Origin of the sequence: Rhizobium sp. 18065, assembly GCF_902706095.1 — a bacterium.
Classification (GTDB): Bacteria; Pseudomonadota; Alphaproteobacteria; order Rhizobiales; family Rhizobiaceae; genus Allorhizobium.
Window position 1 is genome coordinate 589,321 of the sequence record NZ_CACSJP010000001.1, and the last position, 17,975, is coordinate 607,295.

Annotated in this window: 18 protein-coding genes and 1 tRNA gene; 18 read left to right on the forward strand and 1 reads right to left on the reverse strand. The window is 59.8% G+C overall.

Translation table 11 applies throughout. The features are described 5' to 3' along the window. Nucleotides 1–2: 2 nt before the first annotated feature. The 11 genes from GVK95_RS02765 (at nt 3) to GVK95_RS02815 (ending at nt 8,268) form a co-directional block, all read left to right on the forward strand. Nucleotides 3–476, forward strand: a complete 474-nt coding sequence (locus GVK95_RS02765) for a UPF0262 family protein (RefSeq protein WP_159946348.1) — start codon at nt 3–5, stop codon at nt 474–476. Nucleotides 477–492: 16 nt separating this feature from the next. Beyond that, a complete protein-coding gene (locus GVK95_RS02770) occupies nt 493–963 on the forward strand; it encodes a low molecular weight phosphatase family protein (RefSeq protein ID WP_159947448.1) in 471 nt (156 codons plus the stop codon). 246 nt (nt 964–1,209) lie between these two features. Continuing rightward, nucleotides 1,210–1,428 carry a translation initiation factor IF-1 gene (infA, locus tag GVK95_RS02775; protein WP_004435948.1) on the forward strand — a complete coding sequence of 73 codons (219 nt, stop codon included), beginning with the start codon at nt 1,210–1,212 and terminating at the stop codon, nt 1,426–1,428. Between the two features lie 26 nt (nt 1,429–1,454). Then, a complete protein-coding gene (locus GVK95_RS02780) occupies nt 1,455–2,075 on the forward strand; it encodes a Maf-like protein (protein ID WP_159946349.1) in 621 nt (206 codons plus the stop codon). Nucleotides 2,076–2,078: 3 nt separating this feature from the next. After that, nucleotides 2,079–2,291 (forward strand): DNA gyrase inhibitor YacG, encoded by a 213-nt coding sequence (gene yacG, locus GVK95_RS02785; protein WP_159946351.1) that lies wholly within the window; start codon nt 2,079–2,081, stop codon nt 2,289–2,291. A gap of 198 nt (nt 2,292–2,489) precedes the next feature. Further along, a tRNA-Phe gene (locus GVK95_RS02790) sits at nt 2,490–2,565 on the forward strand. A gap of 361 nt (nt 2,566–2,926) precedes the next feature. After that, the gene (locus tag GVK95_RS02795; RefSeq protein ID WP_159946353.1) at nt 2,927–3,400 is read left to right on the forward strand and encodes a hypothetical protein; all 474 of its coding nucleotides are present in this window, start codon (nt 2,927–2,929) and stop codon (nt 3,398–3,400) included. A gap of 15 nt (nt 3,401–3,415) precedes the next feature. Then, complete coding sequence (locus GVK95_RS02800; protein ID WP_159946355.1) at nt 3,416–4,258, forward strand: inositol monophosphatase; 843 nt, start codon at nt 3,416–3,418, stop codon at nt 4,256–4,258. Between the two features lie 57 nt (nt 4,259–4,315). Then, nucleotides 4,316–4,915, forward strand: coding sequence for a dual specificity protein phosphatase (locus GVK95_RS02805; RefSeq protein WP_159946357.1), 600 nt, complete (start codon nt 4,316–4,318; stop codon nt 4,913–4,915). 2 nt (nt 4,916–4,917) lie between these two features. Next, a complete protein-coding gene (locus GVK95_RS02810) occupies nt 4,918–6,603 on the forward strand; it encodes a metallophosphoesterase (RefSeq protein WP_159946359.1) in 1,686 nt (561 codons plus the stop codon). 21 nt (nt 6,604–6,624) lie between these two features. Beyond that, nucleotides 6,625–8,268 carry a Na/Pi cotransporter family protein gene (locus GVK95_RS02815; RefSeq protein ID WP_159946361.1) on the forward strand — a complete coding sequence of 548 codons (1,644 nt, stop codon included), beginning with the start codon at nt 6,625–6,627 and terminating at the stop codon, nt 8,266–8,268. On the opposite strand, the gene GVK95_RS02820 is transcribed toward GVK95_RS02815, so the two are convergent. Next, nucleotides 8,265–9,251 (reverse strand): LacI family DNA-binding transcriptional regulator, encoded by a 987-nt coding sequence (locus GVK95_RS02820; RefSeq protein ID WP_159946363.1) that lies wholly within the window; start codon nt 9,249–9,251, stop codon nt 8,265–8,267. The genes GVK95_RS02815 and GVK95_RS02820 overlap by 4 nt on opposite strands. A 551-nt stretch (nt 9,252–9,802) precedes the next feature. On the opposite strand from GVK95_RS02820, the gene GVK95_RS02825 reads away from it, so the two are divergent. From GVK95_RS02825 to GVK95_RS02855, 7 genes are all read left to right on the forward strand, one after another. Beyond that, nucleotides 9,803–11,656, forward strand: coding sequence for an iron ABC transporter permease (locus tag GVK95_RS02825; protein WP_007607927.1), 1,854 nt, complete (start codon nt 9,803–9,805; stop codon nt 11,654–11,656). Then, nucleotides 11,656–12,789 carry an ABC transporter ATP-binding protein gene (locus GVK95_RS02830; RefSeq protein WP_159946365.1) on the forward strand — a complete coding sequence of 378 codons (1,134 nt, stop codon included), beginning with the start codon at nt 11,656–11,658 and terminating at the stop codon, nt 12,787–12,789. Before GVK95_RS02825 ends, GVK95_RS02830 begins: the two co-directional genes overlap by 1 nt. A 39-nt stretch (nt 12,790–12,828) precedes the next feature. Next, complete coding sequence (locus GVK95_RS02835) at nt 12,829–13,956, forward strand: ABC transporter substrate-binding protein (protein WP_159946367.1); 1,128 nt, start codon at nt 12,829–12,831, stop codon at nt 13,954–13,956. Nucleotides 13,957–13,979: 23 nt separating this feature from the next. Next, nucleotides 13,980–15,119, forward strand: a complete 1,140-nt coding sequence (locus GVK95_RS02840; RefSeq protein ID WP_200844189.1) for an ABC transporter substrate-binding protein — start codon at nt 13,980–13,982, stop codon at nt 15,117–15,119. A gap of 85 nt (nt 15,120–15,204) precedes the next feature. Beyond that, a complete protein-coding gene (locus tag GVK95_RS02845; RefSeq protein WP_244618657.1) occupies nt 15,205–16,296 on the forward strand; it encodes an ABC transporter substrate-binding protein in 1,092 nt (363 codons plus the stop codon). Nucleotides 16,297–16,356: 60 nt separating this feature from the next. Next, nucleotides 16,357–17,262, forward strand: a complete 906-nt coding sequence (locus GVK95_RS02850; protein WP_159946371.1) for an inositol monophosphatase family protein — start codon at nt 16,357–16,359, stop codon at nt 17,260–17,262. Continuing rightward, complete coding sequence (locus tag GVK95_RS02855; RefSeq protein ID WP_159946372.1) at nt 17,259–17,939, forward strand: dual specificity protein phosphatase; 681 nt, start codon at nt 17,259–17,261, stop codon at nt 17,937–17,939. The genes GVK95_RS02850 and GVK95_RS02855 overlap by 4 nt, the downstream gene beginning before the upstream one ends. Nucleotides 17,940–17,975 lie beyond the last annotated feature (36 nt).

Sequence of the window (17,975 nt, forward strand, 5' to 3'; positions counted from 1 at the left end):
CCATGGCCGACGGCGTCTTCCGGCTCTGCGATGTTGTGCTGGACGAGACCATCGGCCGGTCGACCCCTGACGTCGAGCATGAGCGTGCGGTGGCGATCTTCGACCTGATCGAGGAGAATTCGTTCGAGCCGGCCGGCCATGCCGGCGGCCCCTACAAGCTTATGCTGTCGCTGGTCGACAGCAAGCTGGTCCTGTCGATCAAGACCGAGGCGGGTGCCGATGTCGCCACCCATATCCTGTCGCTGACGCCCTTCCGGCGGATCATCAAGGACTATTTCATGATCTGCGAAAGCTATTACGAGGCGATCCGCTCCTCGACGCCGTCACAGATCGAGGCCATCGACATGGGCCGCCGCGGCATCCACAATGACGGCTCGCAGACGCTGATGGATCGCCTGTCCGGCAAGATCAAGATCGATTTCGACACCGCGCGGCGCCTGTTCACGCTGGTTTGCGTGCTCTACTGGCGTGGCTGACGGCATGGCGCCGGACATGCAGGACGCGCCGACCGGGCCGGATCGACTGGACACGCCGGAGCATCGCCGGCCGGGCGCCATACTCTTTGTCTGCGGCATGAATGCCATTCGCTCGCCGATCGCCGAAGCGCTGGCCCGCGCGCTGTTGCCATCTGGCATCTATATCGCGTCTGCTGGCGTCAAGCGCGGCGAGCGCGATACTTTCGTCGATGCGGTGCTCGACGAAGAGGGCCTGAGCCTCGGTCGCCGCCAGCCGCAGACGCTCGACGACCTCGAGGACGATTATTTCGACCTCGTGGTGACGCTGTCGCCGGAAGCCCATCATGCAGCCCTGGAACTGACCCGCTCAAGCGCCGTCGAGGTGGTCTACTGGCCGACGCCGGATCCGACCGGAACAACGGGCACGCGCGAGCAGATCCTCGACGCCTACCGCGACGTGCGCGACCGGCTGAAACGCCATATCATCGACCGCTTCGTCGCCCGCTAGCGACAGTCGGGGGCCGGGCATCGAACGCGCGGCCGGCGCGCCTGCGCCAGTGATGACACGCAAAGCGCAAAGCATGGCTTCCCTTTGCCGGCCGATCGCACTAAAAGCCCTCAACGGCTGCGCGCGAAACAAATTCCAAAAGCCTGATCGACTAGGTTCACAAAGCCCCGGCGATTGTGTAGTTTCCGCGCACATTTTTAAGGGGGCTTGTGCCCCCAAGCTAAACTCAAGGAAGACAACCGCTCAATGGCTAAAGAAGAAGTCCTCGAATTTCCAGGCGTCGTCACGGAACTCCTGCCGAACGCAACGTTCCGGGTGAAGCTCGAAAACGAGCACGAGATCATCGCCCACACTGCCGGCCGGATGCGCAAGAACCGTATCCGTGTTCTCGCCGGCGACAAGGTGCTGGTCGAAATGACACCCTATGACCTGACCAAGGGCCGTATCACCTATCGCTTCAAGTAAGGCGTGACGGTCGGTCGCGAGGGGCCATGGAACTGAGACAGAAGCTGATACTGGCCTCCGGGTCGCCGCGCCGTCTGGACCTGCTCAAACAGGCCGGCATCGAACCTGCGCGCCTGATGCCGATGGATCTCGACGAGACCCCGCAGAAATCAGAGCATCCGCGTTCGCTGGCCCGCAGGCTTTCGGCCGACAAGGCGAAAGCCGCCCATGAGGTGACCCGACAGGATCTCGCCTGGAAGGACGGCTATATCCTCGCCGCCGATACGGTCGTGGCCGTCGGCCGGCGCATTCTGCCCAAGGCGGAATATATGGAAGAGGCATCGTCTGCCCTGCATCTGCTCTCCGGCCGCAGCCACTGGGTGTTTACCGGCGTCTGCCTGATCGCGCCCGATGGCAAGCTGCGCCAGAAGATCGTCGAGACCAAGGTCCGTTTCAAGCGGCTCTCCGGCTACGACATCGAGTGTTATCTCGCCTCCGGCCAGTGGCGCGGCAAGGCGGGTGCCTATGCGATCCAGGGCATTGCCGGCACCTTCGTGCAGAAACTCGTCGGTTCCTATACCAATGTCGTTGGCCTGCCGCTGTTCGAGACCATGCAGATGCTGGCCGGCGAGGGATATGACGTGCATGCCGGCTGGACGGAGGGTTGATCCATGAGCGATGACCAGACCCCGCGCATGGCCAAGGTCGAGCCGCTGCGCAAGGCGCTGCCATGCCCGGAATGCAAGCGCCCGTCTGCGCGCGAACACTATCCGTTCTGCTCGGACCGTTGCCGCAATCTCGATCTGTCGCGCTGGCTGAAAGGCTCCTACGCCATTCCGGTGGCCGAGGACGAATCCAAGGCGGACGAGGACGACTATCGCTGATCGCGATTTGCGCTACCCGCGCCCTTGTCGTGATCTCCTTGTTTGAATTGAATTTTCTGCGTTTTTCACATCTTCTTCAAAAAAGTGCCGCAAGGCGCTGGACATGGCCGAACAAGATGTTATAACCCCGCTCGCTCCCGGGGAAATACCCCGGCGGTTTCGACCAGAAACCGGCAGGCTTTGCCAAAAAGCCGAGATGCCCGGATAGCTCAGTTGGTAGAGCAGCGGATTGAAAATCCGCGTGTCGGTGGTTCAAATCCGCCTCCGGGCACCATTAAGTCTTTAAAATCATTGAATTTCTGAAAAGCTCTTTGAGCCCGCATGTGCTGGAAATACGCTAGCACACTCCGCAAAATTGCTCTTTTTCTTCGAGGCCCGTCGTGCCTTCTGCGGTTGCAGGTTGGCGCAGCTTTAAAGCAGGCGTGCTAGCAACGTAACCGATTTCGGAGAGCATCATGTTGCAGCGTGCGACGCAGCCTAAGCAGCCCTTTACCCTCTTTCAGCGCCCTGGTGGCACCCTCTGGTCAGTGCGGTTTTCCGCAGGCGGCAAGCAGGTTAGGAAAAGTCTCGAAACCGACAACCAAGATGAAGCGCATCATCGCGCATATCAGATATGGAGCGAGGCAAACTAACGGGTGAAGAACGGCCTCGCCGCGGTCGTACGCCCGTTTGAGCAGGTCGCTGAGGAGTTCATCAAGCTTGTCATCGCGGAAAGCGAGCGCGATGACCGCAGCGAATACCATCCGCGAGACTGGCCGTCAGTCGTTCGACGCTATCTCGTCTGCTTCTTCGGTAACAAGCCCATCGACACGATCCGCGAGCCGGATATCGAACGCTACGTGGAATGGCGGCGAACATACTGGACCACAGGGCCAGGCAAAGAGATCCAGTATATTCACTATGAACGCGGCGGAAAAATCCTGCGGCGTTCAGCAAAGCATGAAATCCCGTCGATCAGCCGCCAAAGGGGTGAGCTGACAATCGTGCGCGCTCTTTTCAAGCAGGCTCTGAAATGGGGGTATTGCCACGGGAATAGCCTGCCTAGATCTAGCATGAACGGCTTGCAAAGATTGAACACGCGTGCAAATATGCACGCGTGTTCAAAATGATATGATGGTGGTCCGGTGGAAAACTTGCATTATGCCGATACGCTTCAGGCTCGCGCCGACCTCTGCCGTGCGGTCATCCGCTCGGCCGGAGAACTGGTGCTGAAGGGCTTCTACGGCGACGCAGAGCGCAGCATGTCCATGAAGGGGCCGCAGGATTTCCTCACCGTGACGGACGCGGCTTCCGAAGCGCATATCCGTCGCATGATCGAACAACATTTTCCGCAAGACACATTCTTTGGCGAGGAGGGCGGTGGAGAGATCGGCGCCAGGGTCTGGGTCGTGGATCCGGTCGACGGCACGGCGAACTTCGCGCGAGGGATCCCGCATTTCTGCATCTCGATTGCCTATGTCGAGAATGGCCGGACTGAAATCGGCGCGATCTATAGTCCGGCCCTCGACGAACTCTATTTCGCGCGCCGTGGTGACGGCGCGACGTTGAACGGCAAGCCGATCCTGGTTGCTGGAACGCAGCGCTTCGATGCCGCATCGATCGAAATGGGCTGGTCGACACGGGTCGCGAACGAAACCTATCTCGGCGTCGTCAAAAATCTGCTCGATATGGGCACAAATGTGCGTCGCGCTGGTTCAGGCGCGCTCGCGCTTGCCTATGTCGCCGATGGACGTTCGGATGGTTACATCGAACTGCACATGAACTCGTGGGATTGCCTGGCCGGGCTGTTGCTGGTCAGCGAAGCCGGTGGCAATGTCTGCCCATTTTTCGAGATCGGCAGTCTAAGGGATGGGGGAGCTGTTCTGGCTGCAGCCCCGGGCGTTGCCGCCGGGGTCAGCAAAGCCTCTGCTATTCCTCTGGCCATTCTCGATGCGGCGGGTGAGCGGAAGGCCTCTTCGGTTGCATAGGCATGATTTGCAGGGAAACGGATGACGGTACGCAACTGCCGTGTGGAGGAATGGAATATGGATGGACCGGTTTACGCGCGACCCGCAATCAGCAAGATTGCCGAGGGGCTCGGACCGCATGATGCAACGCTTTACATCGGTGGCAGCGATGGGGCGCGGGACATTGGGCTGCTGCGCCGACACGGCATCACCACGGTCGTCAACTGCGCCGTCAATCTCGACATCAATCTGGTGCGGGATGCCGCCGAGGACGGCGATCTTTGCGCAACCGGCTATGGCGAGATCCGTTACTACAAGCTCGGCCTGATCGATGGCGAGGGTAGCCCCGATACGATGATGCTGGGGGCCTATTATATTCTGGATGGGGCGCTGCGGCAGACCATGCCGAAACGTGCGACTTATCCGTTTCCGGATGGTGGCAATGTCCTGGTCAATTGCCGCAGCGGCCGCAGCCGCTCGGTTTCGCTGGTGGCCCTGTACCTGCACAAGCAGCAGCCCGACCGCTATCCGACGCTCGATGAAGCCGTCGCTGTCATCCGCGAACGGCGCGAATTGCGTCCGGACGAGTGGTTCGAGACCCCGAAGCCGAGCCTTTACGAAGCCGCAAGGCGGGCCTCCGACTGGATCGACATGATCGAAGGCCGAAAGAAGTCCTGATCATGGCGCCACGAAGCTTTCCAGCCGTTGCCGTAATTGCTGATGCTCACTTCCATGATACCGGCGCCGATTTTGGTTTTGCCGGCATCAAGGTAGGCGGACACCACATCACCATGCGAAGCTGGTCCGATACGCGCCAGTCGACCCGCGTTTTCAACGAGAGCGCCGACGCGCTTCGTGCTGCGCTGGATCAGGTGGCGCGGCGCGGAATCCGCCATGTGGTGCTGCTTGGCGATTATACAGACGATGGCCAGCGGGCGACGACGGAAACGCTCAGAGGCTTGCTGCAAGCCCATTCGGATAGTCACGGAACCGCGTTTTATGCGCTGCCCGGCAATCATGATATCTTCGGCCCGGCAGGCCGTCATCATACGAAAGAATTTCTCGGCGAGGGAGCGATCAGCCTCTCGGTCACCAGCGACGCCGCCATAGCTGGTGAAAACATCATCGTCAGCGAAAACATGTATTGCGAGGGCTATCCACGCGGGCTGAACCCTATGGCGGCTTTCGGCTATTTTCGCCAGCCGGAATACCGGCATTGGGAAACGCCCTTCGGCGCAAGCGATGCGGTCGAGGACCGCATCTACACGGTCACGTCGCCCGATGGCCGCAATGCCTATAGCCTCATGGACGCTTCCTATCTCGTCGAGCCGGAGCCGGGTCTATGGCTGTTGATGATCGATGCCAATGTCTTCGAGCCACGTGACGGTAGCTTCGAACTGGGCGAGGAAGCGGCCTTCATCGACAGCACGGCCGCCGGCTGGAATGGCATGCTGCGCAGCAAGCGGTTCATTTTTGACTGGATCACCGGTGTCAGCCTGCGGGCGCGGAAACTGGGAAAGACGTTGCTTGCATTTTCCCACTACCCGGCGCTCGATCCATTCGATGGTGCGACCGGTGCCGAGGGCGTGCTCTTCGGCGAGACCAATGTCGTGCGTCGGACCCCGGTCAAGGCGGTCGGGGATGCCTTGATTGCGGCCGGGGTGACGGTTCATTTCAGCGGACATCTGCATGTGGAGGGCGTGACGCGTCGAGGGTCGTCCGACCGCTCTGTGACCAATATCGCGGTTCCCTCGCTCGTTGCCTTTCCACCTGCATTTAAGGTGGTTCAGGCGTCACAGCAGGAAATCAAGGTCGAAACCGTCGAGTTGTCCGCCTTGCCGGTCAATGAGCGGTTGTGTGAAGGATACTGTCGGGAAACCGAGGTCAGCCGGGAAAAGGCCGATCCGGCTTTCTCTGCCGGCGATTACGGTACCTTCCTGCGGCAGCACAAGCGAGCGCTCGTTCGCCACCGTTATTTTGTCAAGGAATGGCCGGCGGGCATCGTCAGGGCGATTGGCGACAAGAGCGTGGTCGAGATGATCGCGCCGCTCGTTGGCTCGAGCGGTGGAGTTGCAGCCGAGTTTGACGGCGCAGCGGACCTGCCGATGTTCGAGTTGATCGCCGATTGGTACTGCCTGCGACAGGGCGCGTCGCTGGCTTTGGCACATATCGAGCCGGAGAGATTGATCCTCTACCGCTCGCTGGCCTTGAGGCTTGGGCATGAACCGAGCACGCACGATGGTTCGCTTCCAAGCTTTCTCGGGATATTCTTCGGCGCACTCGGACTGTTTCTCGATCGTGCCGAAGGCGGTTCGGAATGCCTGACGCTTCCCTTCCCAGTGCTCGGGGATGTGGTGCCTGCATAATTGTCGACGTGAGGTAAGTGCATGCAATCGGCCATCGTAAGCATCAATCTGTTCGGCGCCGTCGCCTTGCTGCTCTTCGGCCTGCGCCAGATCAAGGACGGCATGTCGCGTGCGCTCGGTGCCAGGCTTCGGACCGGCCTTGCTGCTGGGACGCGCAGCGGGCCTCGCTCATTCGCCGCCGGTTTCCTCGCCACCGTCGCTTTACAGAGCTCGACTGCCACCGCCTTGATGGTTGCCTCCTTCGTCGAAAAGGACATGGTCGTGCCGGCCATGGCCCAGATCGTCATGCTCGGCGCCAATATCGGCACCGCTGCCACGGCCTGGATTGTTGCGCTGGGGCTCGGCTGGCTGTCGCCGCTTCTGATCCTGGCCGGCGTGGCATTGATGCGCATGGCCTCGGCTGCAAAGCAGGGAGCCGGAACCGCCCTTGTCGGTGTCGGTCTCATGCTCCTGTCTCTGCATCTCCTGTCTGCGGCAACCGATCCGATCCGCCAGTCTCCGGCACTCAATCTGTTCATTACCATGCTCGGCAATGCCTGGCCGGTTGCCTTGCTGTTTTCCGCAGCGCTCGCCGTACTTGCGTCCTCCAGCCTTGCCGTTGTCGTGTTGATCCTGTCGCTGGCGGCAAGCGGCGGCATCGAATCGAGCCTGGTGATCGTGCTCGTGCTGGGTGCCAATCTTGGCGGCGCGGTGCCGCCGGTTCTGGCCACGATGAAGGCCATGCCTGCGGCGCGGCGCGTAACGCTCGGCAATCTCATCATTCGGGCGATCGGCTGTGCCGCTGCCATGCCGCTTGCTAACTACGGTGCGCAGCTCCTCGATCTTCCATATTTCTCGCATCAGCAACTGGCCGTCGATGCGCATCTGATCTTCAATATTGCAGTAGCGCTGATCGCCTGGCCTCTGTCGCCCTACGTTCTCAAGCTGACGACGGCAATCCTGCCAGAGCAAAAATCGGCGGATGCCCAGCGCAGTTTCCTCGATGGTCATGACCTCGACGAGCCGGTCGCTGCCCTTGCCGGAGCCAGCCGGGAAGTTCTGCTGGTGGGTGACCTAATCGAGCGCATGTTACATCAGGCATCCGAGGCAATGCGCCGCAATGATCTGTCGCAGTTGAGCGAGATCAGCGCACTGGAAGGTCGCGTCGATCGTATCCAGCATGAAATCAAGGTCTTCGTTTCCAGGGTCGGACAGGGGCAACTGAGCGACCAGGACTATCGGCGATCAATGGATATCGTTGAGTATGCAATCAATCTCGAGCATATCGGCGACATCATCGAGAAAGGCATCCGCCCCGAGATCGCCAAGAAGGTGAGCCTCGGCCTGAGGTTTTCCGAGGACGGCCATGAAGAACTTGCACGTCTCTTCACCATCACGCTGGACAACCTGCGCATGGCGCAGACGGTCTTTTCCACCAAGAACTCCGACCTTGCCCGTCGGCTGGTCGAGGTGAAGGAAGAGGTGCGGCGGCTGGAGAAGCAATCATCGGCCCGGCATCTCCAGCGCCTGCGCGATGGCCTCACCGACAGCATTCAGACGAGTTCCCTGCATCTCGACATGCTGCGCGACCTGAAGAGGATCAACGCGCATATCGTCTCTGTGGCGCTGCCGATCCTTGACGAAAGCGGCCTTCTCAACGAAAGCCGCATCCGCCAGGTGGGCTAACGGGCTGTGGTCCGCTCCACCATGCTGACCGGTACGACCTGCAAGCGGGTTTCCGGTTCGTCGCTATCGAGCGCGATCAGCACCTTCTCCGTCAGCGCCTCGAACGATTGGGCAATCGTGGTCAACTGGTAGCTTTTCCAGCCGGCCTGGGGAATGTCATCGAAGCCGACGACCGAAAGATCCTGTGGCACGCGGCGCTTCATTTCCAGCCTCGCCGCGTCGAGAAAGCCGAGCGCCAGAAGATCGGTGACGCAGAAGGCGCCATCGATATCCTTGTCCTTCAACAGCTCGCAGCCGGCCTGGTATCCGCTCTCATAGCTCGTCGTTCCATTGGACCAGGCGACGACCTCTATGCCTTCTGTGTTCATGCGCTTGGTGAACGCATTGGCGCGACGGAGCTGTGCCGGCGTCTGGCTGCCGCTGGTCACGACGGCAACCTTCTTGCATTTTGCCGCCCGCAACCTGAGAGCGGCGAGGTCGGCGCCGTGAGAATCGTCGCTGAGGACGACATTGGTATCGGTGCGATCCACGCTCTGGTTGATCAGGATCAGACGCACGCCATTGGCAATGCATTCGTCGACGATCGAGGCGGGGGGTTCACCGGACAGGACGACGATCGCCTGGGCACGGAATTCGAACAAAAGCTCGATCAACGGCGCGATATCCTTGCGGGCATCGGCGGCATTGAGCAGAAGGCATTGGGACCCGCGCCGCAGCAGACCGAGGCTCAGCACATCGAGCTGCTTGGCAATGAAAGGCGAACTCAGATTGGCGCCGACCACACCGATCAGGTTGGAACGGTCATTGTTCAATCCCTGCGCCAGCCGATTGACGCGGTAGCCCAGCTCTTGTGCTGCCTTCAGCACCTTTTTGCGCACCGCCTTCGAAACACTGCCGCCGGCGGTGAAAGTCCGGGATACGGCCGAGCGTGACACGCCCGCACGCTTTGCGACTTCTTCCGCGGTAACAAATCCTCGGGCCATCAACTCCCCCTTATAATTCTTGTCCCATCACAGGCCACAAAGCTTGGATTTTTCCAATCCCCAAAATGTCGAAACAGGGTCGGGGCCGGTGAAAATTTCTGCAGCCGTTCGGTGAGCACCGTGCGCGCCGCGCTGCTTGTCACCCGGTGGTTCTCGCGTGAGCGACGGCATTTTCATACGGTCTGAGAACCGGTTGACCGCGCGTGCACAAAAATCGTAAGTCACGGCAAGAATAACATATGAAAATCATATGCTTATAATAATGACCGCGTGTGCATTTTTGCGATTGACAAAATGGACGTCACGATTGATCATCCATGTCATAGCCGGGTGAGATAGGGGTCTGATCCCGTTGAATTCGGTATTCACAGACGTCCTGACCGGGCGTTTTTGACGAGGCTGACGGGTCGGGAGTCCCGTCGGGAGGATTGAAGAAATTGCTGGTGTCTGATGGCGCTCAAGTCCGCTTTGCTGCGGCCTGGGCAAACGGCATTCGTGCGCCCTCAATCGAGCGGCGTCCGGCGTGGCAATGAATGGCCCGGGGAGGAATGATGGCTCTTCTAAGTGAAACTACAAATGCCGACACGCCGGCGCGTGGCGCCTCAAGCGCGCCATCGGCGTGGCAGACCTGGCGATACCGGCTGAAAATCGCGCTTCGTGAGCCGACGACATTGATCGGCGTCCTGACGGCTGTGCTGTTCACCTATCTGATCGTGGTACCGATCATCTCGATCGTTCTGGATTCGGTCAGGGTTCAGTTCGGCCATGAGCGTCGTCTGGGCAAGGACGTCGGCGATCTTACGGTCTACTATCTTGACCGGGCCTTCTTCTCGCCTGTCGCGACGGATCTGTTCTGGCGACCGCTGCTCAACACCCTCACTGTCGCGCTCGGCGCGATTTCGTTGTCTTTGGTGATCGGCACCGTCCTGGCCTGGCTGATCAGCCGAACCGACATGTTCGGCCGCCGCTGGTTCGCGACCGCGCTGATCGTGCCCTATATGCTGCCGGCCTGGACGTTTGCGCTCGCCTGGACAACGCTGTTCAAGAACCGCACCGTCGGTGGCCAGCCCGGCTGGTTCGAGGCCATCGGCCTGACGCCGCCGGATTGGGTCGCCTATGGGCGTTTCCCGATAACGATCATCCTGGCTTTGCACTACACGCCCTTTGTCATCCTGCTCTTCGGTTCTGCCTTGCGCCGTTTCGATTCCCAGCTGGAGGATTCGGCCCGCATTCTAGGTGCGCGCCGGTATCAGGTTGCCATCCAGATCATCATGCCGTTGATGCGGCCGGCGCTTCTGTCGTCCATGGTGCTGATCTTCGCGAAATGCCTGGGTGAATTCGGAGTTCCCTATGTTCTCGGCTTGCCGGTGAAGTTTGAGGTGCTTTCGACCTCGCTGTTCCGCAGCATCGCTTCGCGGCAGACGGGTGTTGCAGGCGTGGTGGCGGCCTCGATCATGCTGATCGGTATCATCACCCTGATGATCGATGCGCGATTGGTTCGCGAAGCCCGCCGGTTCGTCACGATCGGGTCCAAGGGTTCGATGAACCGTCAAAACCGTCTCGGCAAGTTGCGCCTGCCGGCAACCGGCTTTGCCGCTGCAGTGTTCATCGTCAGCGTCGCTATGCCACTGCTTACCCTCGTTCTTTCGACAGTCATGAAGGTGCCTGCGCGGTTTACGCTCGACAATTTCACCCTCGACTACTGGATCGGAACCGACCTGCACACGGTTGCCCTGCAGACGGGTATCCTGCTTAGTCCTGACCTCTGGGCTGCGGCCAAGAACACGATGATGATTGTCGGTCTTGCGTCGCTGGTCTCGGGTGTACTCGGCCTGCTGGTCGGCTATGTGGTCATCCGCACGCCGGTCCGCAGCCTGTCGATCTATCTCCGTCAAGTGACGTTCCTGCCATATCTCGTGCCGGGCATCGCCTTCGCAGCCGCTTATCTCTCGCTGTTTGCGGTCCCGCGCGGCCCCATGCCCGCACTCTACGGCACGGTGACGATCCTGATATTGGCGCTGATCGCCGACCAGATGCCCTATGCGTCGCGGGCCGGTATTTCCGCCATGACGCAGCTTGGCAAGGATCCGGAGGAAGCGGCCCAGATCGCCGGCGCCGGCTGGTTCCGTCGGATGATTTACATCGTGATCCCAATCCAGAAGGGCTCCCTGGTCACCGGCGTGCTGCTGCCGTTCATCTCGGGCATCAAAGGCCTCAGCCTTTTCGTGATCCTGGCGGTGCCGAGCACGGATGTCCTGACGACCTTTTCCCTGCGACTGGTCGACTACCATTACACCCAGGCTGCCAATGCCGTGGTGCTGATCATCGCCGCCATTGCCTATTTCGGCACGCTGTTGGCCCAGAAGCTGACACGCACAAATCTTGCAGAAGGACTTGGAAGCTGATGCCTACGATCAACCTACGTGGTGCACAAAAGAACTATGGCGTGAATGCTGCCAACGCGGTCGCCGATCTCGATCTGGAAATTCGCGATGGCGAGTTCATGTGCCTGCTTGGCCCCTCAGGCTGCGGTAAGACCACAACGTTGCGCATGATCGCCGGTCTGGAGAACCTGTCCGGCGGCGAGATCCAGGTGGGCGAGCGAGTCGTTGATTCGGTGCAGCAGGGCATCTTCGTGCCGCCCGAAAAGCGGGAGATGGGTCTGGTGTTCCAGAGTTACGCGCTCTGGCCTCACCTGACCATCGAGCGCAACACCGATTTTGGTCTGCGGTTGCGTAATCTGCCCAAGGCGGAGCGCGAGGCACGGGTCGAGCGTGTCATGCAGGCACTCGATATCGCCAAGTATCGCGACCGCTATCCCTCGCAGCTGTCAGGCGGCCAGCAGCAGCGGGTGGCGCTTGCCCGCATGCTGGCGGTCAATCCGGGTGTGCTTCTGCTCGACGAACCATTGTCTAATCTGGATGCGCGGCTGCGTCTGGAAATGCGTGCCGAGCTCAAGCGTCTGCACAACGAGTTCAAGACGACGATCGTCTTCGTCACGCACGACCAGTGGGAGGCCATGACACTGGCGACGACAATTGCGGTGATGAACGAAGGCACGTTGCAGCAGATGGGTACGCCAAACGATATCTATGATCGCCCGGCCAACCGCTTCGTCGCGGAATTCGTCGGTAGCCCGCCGATCAACATCCTGACCTTTGGCAAGCCGGGTATTTCCGACATTGCCGACAAGGCCGAAACCTATTTCTCGAAGAACTACCCGAAACTGCGCGGTATCGGCTCGATCGGCCTGCGCCCGGAAGCCATGGGTTATGTTGCTAAGCAAAAGTCCGTGCCCGAAGACAGTTTCAGCGCCGAGATGACGGTTACCGGGGTGTTGCCGACCGGTGGAAGCTGGATCCTCGAACTGAGGAGCAAGAACCATACGCTCTTCCTTACAACGCACGCATTGCCGCGCATCGACAGTGGCGAGCGGGTCTTCGTCCATGCGCCGCCGGAAGCCATGCATGTCTTTGACGTGCAGGGTCGGCGGATCAGTGAGGCGGACACGGTCCTGAGGAAGAATACCTACAACTAAAATCGACGAGTTCTGGACGCTTACTGAAGGAGGAGCAGTATGACGCGTGAAATGAAGGGTTGCATGGGCCGACTTTTGATGACGGCCGCGGTTCTGACGACGCTTGGAGGCGCGGTGAAGGCGCAGGAGCAGTTCAATCTCGATGCACTGGTCGAGGCCGCCAGGAAGGAAAAACCGATCACTGTCTATGACAGCACCGGCAAGATCGTCGAAATGGCGCAGAACTTCGCCAAGAAATACGGACTTTCCGCCGAGGGCTCGAAGGTCAAGGCGACCGCACAGCTCGAGATGATCATCCGTGAGGCGCGCGCCAACAACATCCAGGGTGACGTATCGATCATCAGCGATGCACCGGCTGCGATGGCCCAGCTCATCCCGCAGGGTTTCGCTGAAAGCTGGCTACCGCCGGATCTCGCCGACAAGATCCCGGCTGAATATCAGGCACCGCTGACGGTGGTGAACAGCGCCAATGTCTGGGCCTACAATACCGAGCTTTTCGAAAAGTGCCCGGTCAGCAACATCTGGGAACTGACCGAGCCGAAGTGGAAGGGCAAGGTCGCCATGCAGGACCCGCTCGGTAAGGCCTCCTATGTCGACTGGTTCAACCAGATGGCCAAGCACGGCGATGACAAGGTCGCCGCCGCCTACAAGGACCTCTACGGCAAGGATCTTGAGACCGGCGAGCAAAGTGCCACCGCGGCCTGGATCAAGGCGTTGGCGGCCAATGCGCCGCTCCTGACCGATGCCGATGCGGCGGCGGCGGAAGCCGTGGGTGCGCCTGGCCAGTCGGAGCCCTTCATGGGTCTGATCAGCTCGGCCAAGTTTCGCGACAACGCCGACAAGGGCATGAAGCTTGGCCTCTGCAAGGAGCTGAAGCCCTGGCTTGGCTGGCTCTATCCCGGCGTCGGGCTGATCACCAAGGGGACCGACAGTCCGAACGCGGCCAGGCTCTTCATCCACTACGTCATGACGGAAGAAGGCATCGCGCCGCAGGCGGCGGACGGGAAGATGTCTACCAACAGCGACGTCAAACTGCCGGCCAATGAGCCTTCCGGCATTGGCTCGGCCCTTGATCAGGTCCTGCCCTACAGCATGGCGACCGCCCTTGAAGACTGGGACGCGCGCGAAGACTGGCAGGATTTCTGGCGGATGAACTATCAAAAATGAAAAAGCAATCGGGAGCAAACACCATGACCAAAACCAAGCGGACGAAAACGGGCCGGCCTATCACAGCTGCTTGCGCTCTTGCTCTTGCCGTCACAGCGGGCTTTGCGGGCAGCGTCCATGCCGAGGAGGCGTTCAACCTCGATGCCTTGATCGAGGCTGCAAGGAAGGAGCCGCCGATCACGGTTTATGCCGTCACCGGCAAGATCGTCGATACAGCTCAGGCTTTCGCGGACAAGTACGGCGTAAAGGCCAGCGGCAAGAAGGTGAACGAGGCCGCTCAGATCGAGCTGATGATCCGCGAATATCAGGCTGACAACATCGTCGGTGATGTCAGCGTCGCGACCGACGTCGCCTCCGCCATGGGCGAACTCATCCCCCAAGGCATTGTTACCAGTTGGACGCCACCGGATCTCACAGGGGATATAGGCGAAAAACTTCGCGATCCGCTCGTTGTGGTCTCCGACCCGCATGTCTGGACCTACAACACCGAGAAATACGACAAGTGCCCGGTTACCAACATCTGGCAGCTGGCGGAGCCGCAGTGGAAGGGCAAGCTTGCCATGCTCGACCTGTTCGACAAGCCGCTCTATGCCGACTGGTTCAATCAGATCGAGACCCACCACGATGCTGAGGTGGCAAAGGCCTATGAGGCGCTCTACGGCAAACCGCTCGATATCAGCACTCAGACGGCGACCGCTGCGTGGGTCAAGGCATTTGCGGAAAATGCGCCTTTGCTCTCAGATTCCTCGACAGTTGCCGAAGCCGCCGGCGCGCCGGGGCAGGCCGATCCATTCTTCGTCATCACCTCGACGGCGAAATACCGCGACAATGAATCCAAAGGCCTGAAGCTCGGCCTCTGCTCGGGTGTACAGCCCTTCACCGGCTTTCTGTATCCGGGTTTTGGGCTGATCGCGGCGAAGACCAAGAGCCCGAATGCGGCGAAACTCTTCGTTCGTTACCTGATGACGGAGGAGGGCATCGCGCCGCAGACAGCGGATGGCAAGATTTCGGGCAATTCCAAGATCGGGCTTCCTGCAGATGAACCGTCGGGCATCGCCAAACATCTCGATGAACTGATGGCCTTCGACGCGACGACTGCTGCCGAGGACCTCGACAAGCGTGAGAGCTGGCAGGATTTCTGGCGGGTCAACTACAAGAAGTGAAGTCAGGGGCAGGTGGAGGCCTGCCCCTTTTTTTTCCTTGGGAGGGGAAGTCATGAATAACGGAAAACATCTACTCACAGTATTGATGGCTGCCGGCCTGCTGGCCAGCGCATCGGCCGGTGCCTTGCGCGCCGAAGAGGCTTTCGATCTCGACGCCCTGGTTGCCGCGGCAAAGGCGGAAAAACCGATCAACATCTATGACAGCACCGGCAAGATCGTCGAGATGGCCGAAAACTTCAGTGCGAAATACGGGTTGAAGGCAACGGGCATGAAGGTCTCGGCCAACAGCCAGCTCGAAATGATCATTCGCGAAAGCCAGTCGAGCAATGTGCAGGGCGATGTCGTGCTGATCACCGACGCGCCGGCCGCCTTGGCACAGCTCCTGCCGGAGGGCTTCGTCGAAAACTATCTGCCCGCCGACATGGCTGCGAAAATTCCAGCCGATCTCCAGGATCCGCTGGCAATTTCGACCAACGCCAATGTCTGGGCCTACAATACCGAGGCCTACGACAAATGCCCCGTCAGCAATATCTGGGAGCTGACCGAGCCCAAGTGGAAAGGCAAGGTCGCGCTTGTCGATCCGCTGACCAAGGGCAGCTACACGGACTGGTTTAACCAGCTGGAAACACATGGCAACGACCAGGTCGCGGCCGCTTACAAGGCGCATTTCGGCAAGGATATCAAGACGACGGAGAAAAGTGCCGCTGCTGCCTGGATCAAGGCACTGGCGCAAAATGCGCCGCTTGCCACGGATGGCGACGACCCGATTTCGGAAGCCGTGGGCGTCGCAGGGCAGAAGGAGCCCTTCTTCGGCCTGCTGAGCTCGGCCAAGTTCCGCGACAATGAGGACAAGGGATACAAGCTCGGCATCTGTGCCGACCTCAAGCCTTGGGTCGGCTGGACCTATATCAAGCTCGGCTTGATCGCGTCGAAGACACAGAGCCCCAACACGGCAAAGCTGTTCGTTCATTACATCCTGACGGAAGAGGGGATCGCGCCGCAGATGAAGGACGGCAAGGTTCCGACCAATACGGATATCAAGATGCCGGAGAACGAGCCGTCGGGGCTTGCCAAGATTTCCGACCGGCTTTTTGGCTACAGCTCGGCGACTGGCCTTGACGACTTCGATCGGCGTGAAGAGTGGCAAGACTTCTGGCGCGTCAACTATTCCAAATAAAACGCACCGGCGCGGTTTCGGTCGCGCCGGTCTCTTCATCGCTGTGAGGTAAGGAATTCCATGTCGACCGAAAAGTCCCCCGCCAGTTCGCAAGCCGTTTTTGAGCCTGCGCATGCCCGATCCCGGCGATTGATGGATCTGGCACAATCTGCGGCTCTCGCCGTTCGCGAACCACTGCTGGATGCCTTTCGCTCGGCCATGGTGGTGGATTACAAAGTGGACCTACATGATATCGTAACGGTTCATGACAAGCATGCTGAGGCTACGATCCGTGCTTTCATTCTCGAGCATGAACCCAATTCGGCAATCATGGGTGAGGAGGGGGGGCAGATTGGCGCCGGCGATATCCAATGGTATGTCGATCCAATCGACGGAACGGCAAATTTTGCCAGGGGACTGGCTTTCTGGTGTGTCTCGATTGCCGCCGTCGTCGACGAAGAAGTCGTTGCAGGCGCCATCTATGACCCCGTCGCAGACCTGATGTTTTCTGCCGATCTTGATACGGCCTATCTCAACGGCAAGCCAATACGCTCTCACGCGGTTGCTGATGAGACACAAGCCACCCTGATTACCGGCTATCCGGTCTCTCGCGACTTTCGTCTCGATGGGAGAGAGGTGGCACTTGCCAATATGGGGAAACTGGTCGAGACCTTCTCGACGTTGCGACGCCCGGGCAGTGCCGCGCTCAGCATTGCCCATGTGGCGGCGGGCTGGGCCGATGCTGCAGCGGGTTTCGGTGTCAACGCCTGGGACGTGGCGGCGGCAATACTGATCCTCAAGAAGGCCGGAGGCCGCTACGAGCCATTGACGCTTGGCAAGGTCGCTCCCGGCTCCCTGGACTATCTCTGCCCCGGATATATTGCGACTGGCGAGGGAGCAAATTATCCGCGGCTCGACCATGTCGCGCGCTCGATCTCCGAGAACCGCATCGCAAAGGCAGCCGACAGAAGGGTTCGCGATCTATGACTGGATCTGGTTCAGAACGGTTAGCTCCGGCCGAAAAAAATAGGCAGGAATTGCAAACGAATAGTCCGCAGGCGCCGGAAGATAGCCAACTGCCCAAGCTCAGTCTCATCTATGAGCGTCACCCCACCTATGGGGTGGATCTCTATATTTCCGGGAAGGAGGGGGCGGCCGACCTCGAATTGCTTCACAGTAACGGCATCACGACTGTCATCAACTGCGCCGTCAATCTCGACTTTAACTATGTGCGTCAGCCACAGGTCGTGTCCGATCATCAGGGCAGTGTCTATGGCCCGGGCGAGATCCGCTACTATAAGATTGGCCTGATCGACGGCGCGGGCAATCCCGAAACGCAGATGGTGGCCGCGCACTATATCCTGCGGGCTGCACTTGAGCAGGTCCTGCCGGACAAGCCGTCCTATCCGAGGCGCGAGCGGGGCAATGTTCTCATCAACTGTCGTGGCGGCCGCTCACGCTCCGTTGCGGTGGTGGCACTTTTCTTACACCTGACATTGCCGGACGAGTTCGCAACGCTCGACGCCGCTATTGCCCACGTCCGAAAGCACCGCGAGTTGCCGGAAAACGAGTGGTTCAAAGCGCCAAAACCGGTTCTTGCTGATGCTGCGCGCCGCGCTGCCGACTGGATCTGTATGGTTGACTCCGTTGCTCGCCCAAGCTGATTGGCTCGGTAAACGATGGTGTCATTTTCATGTTAA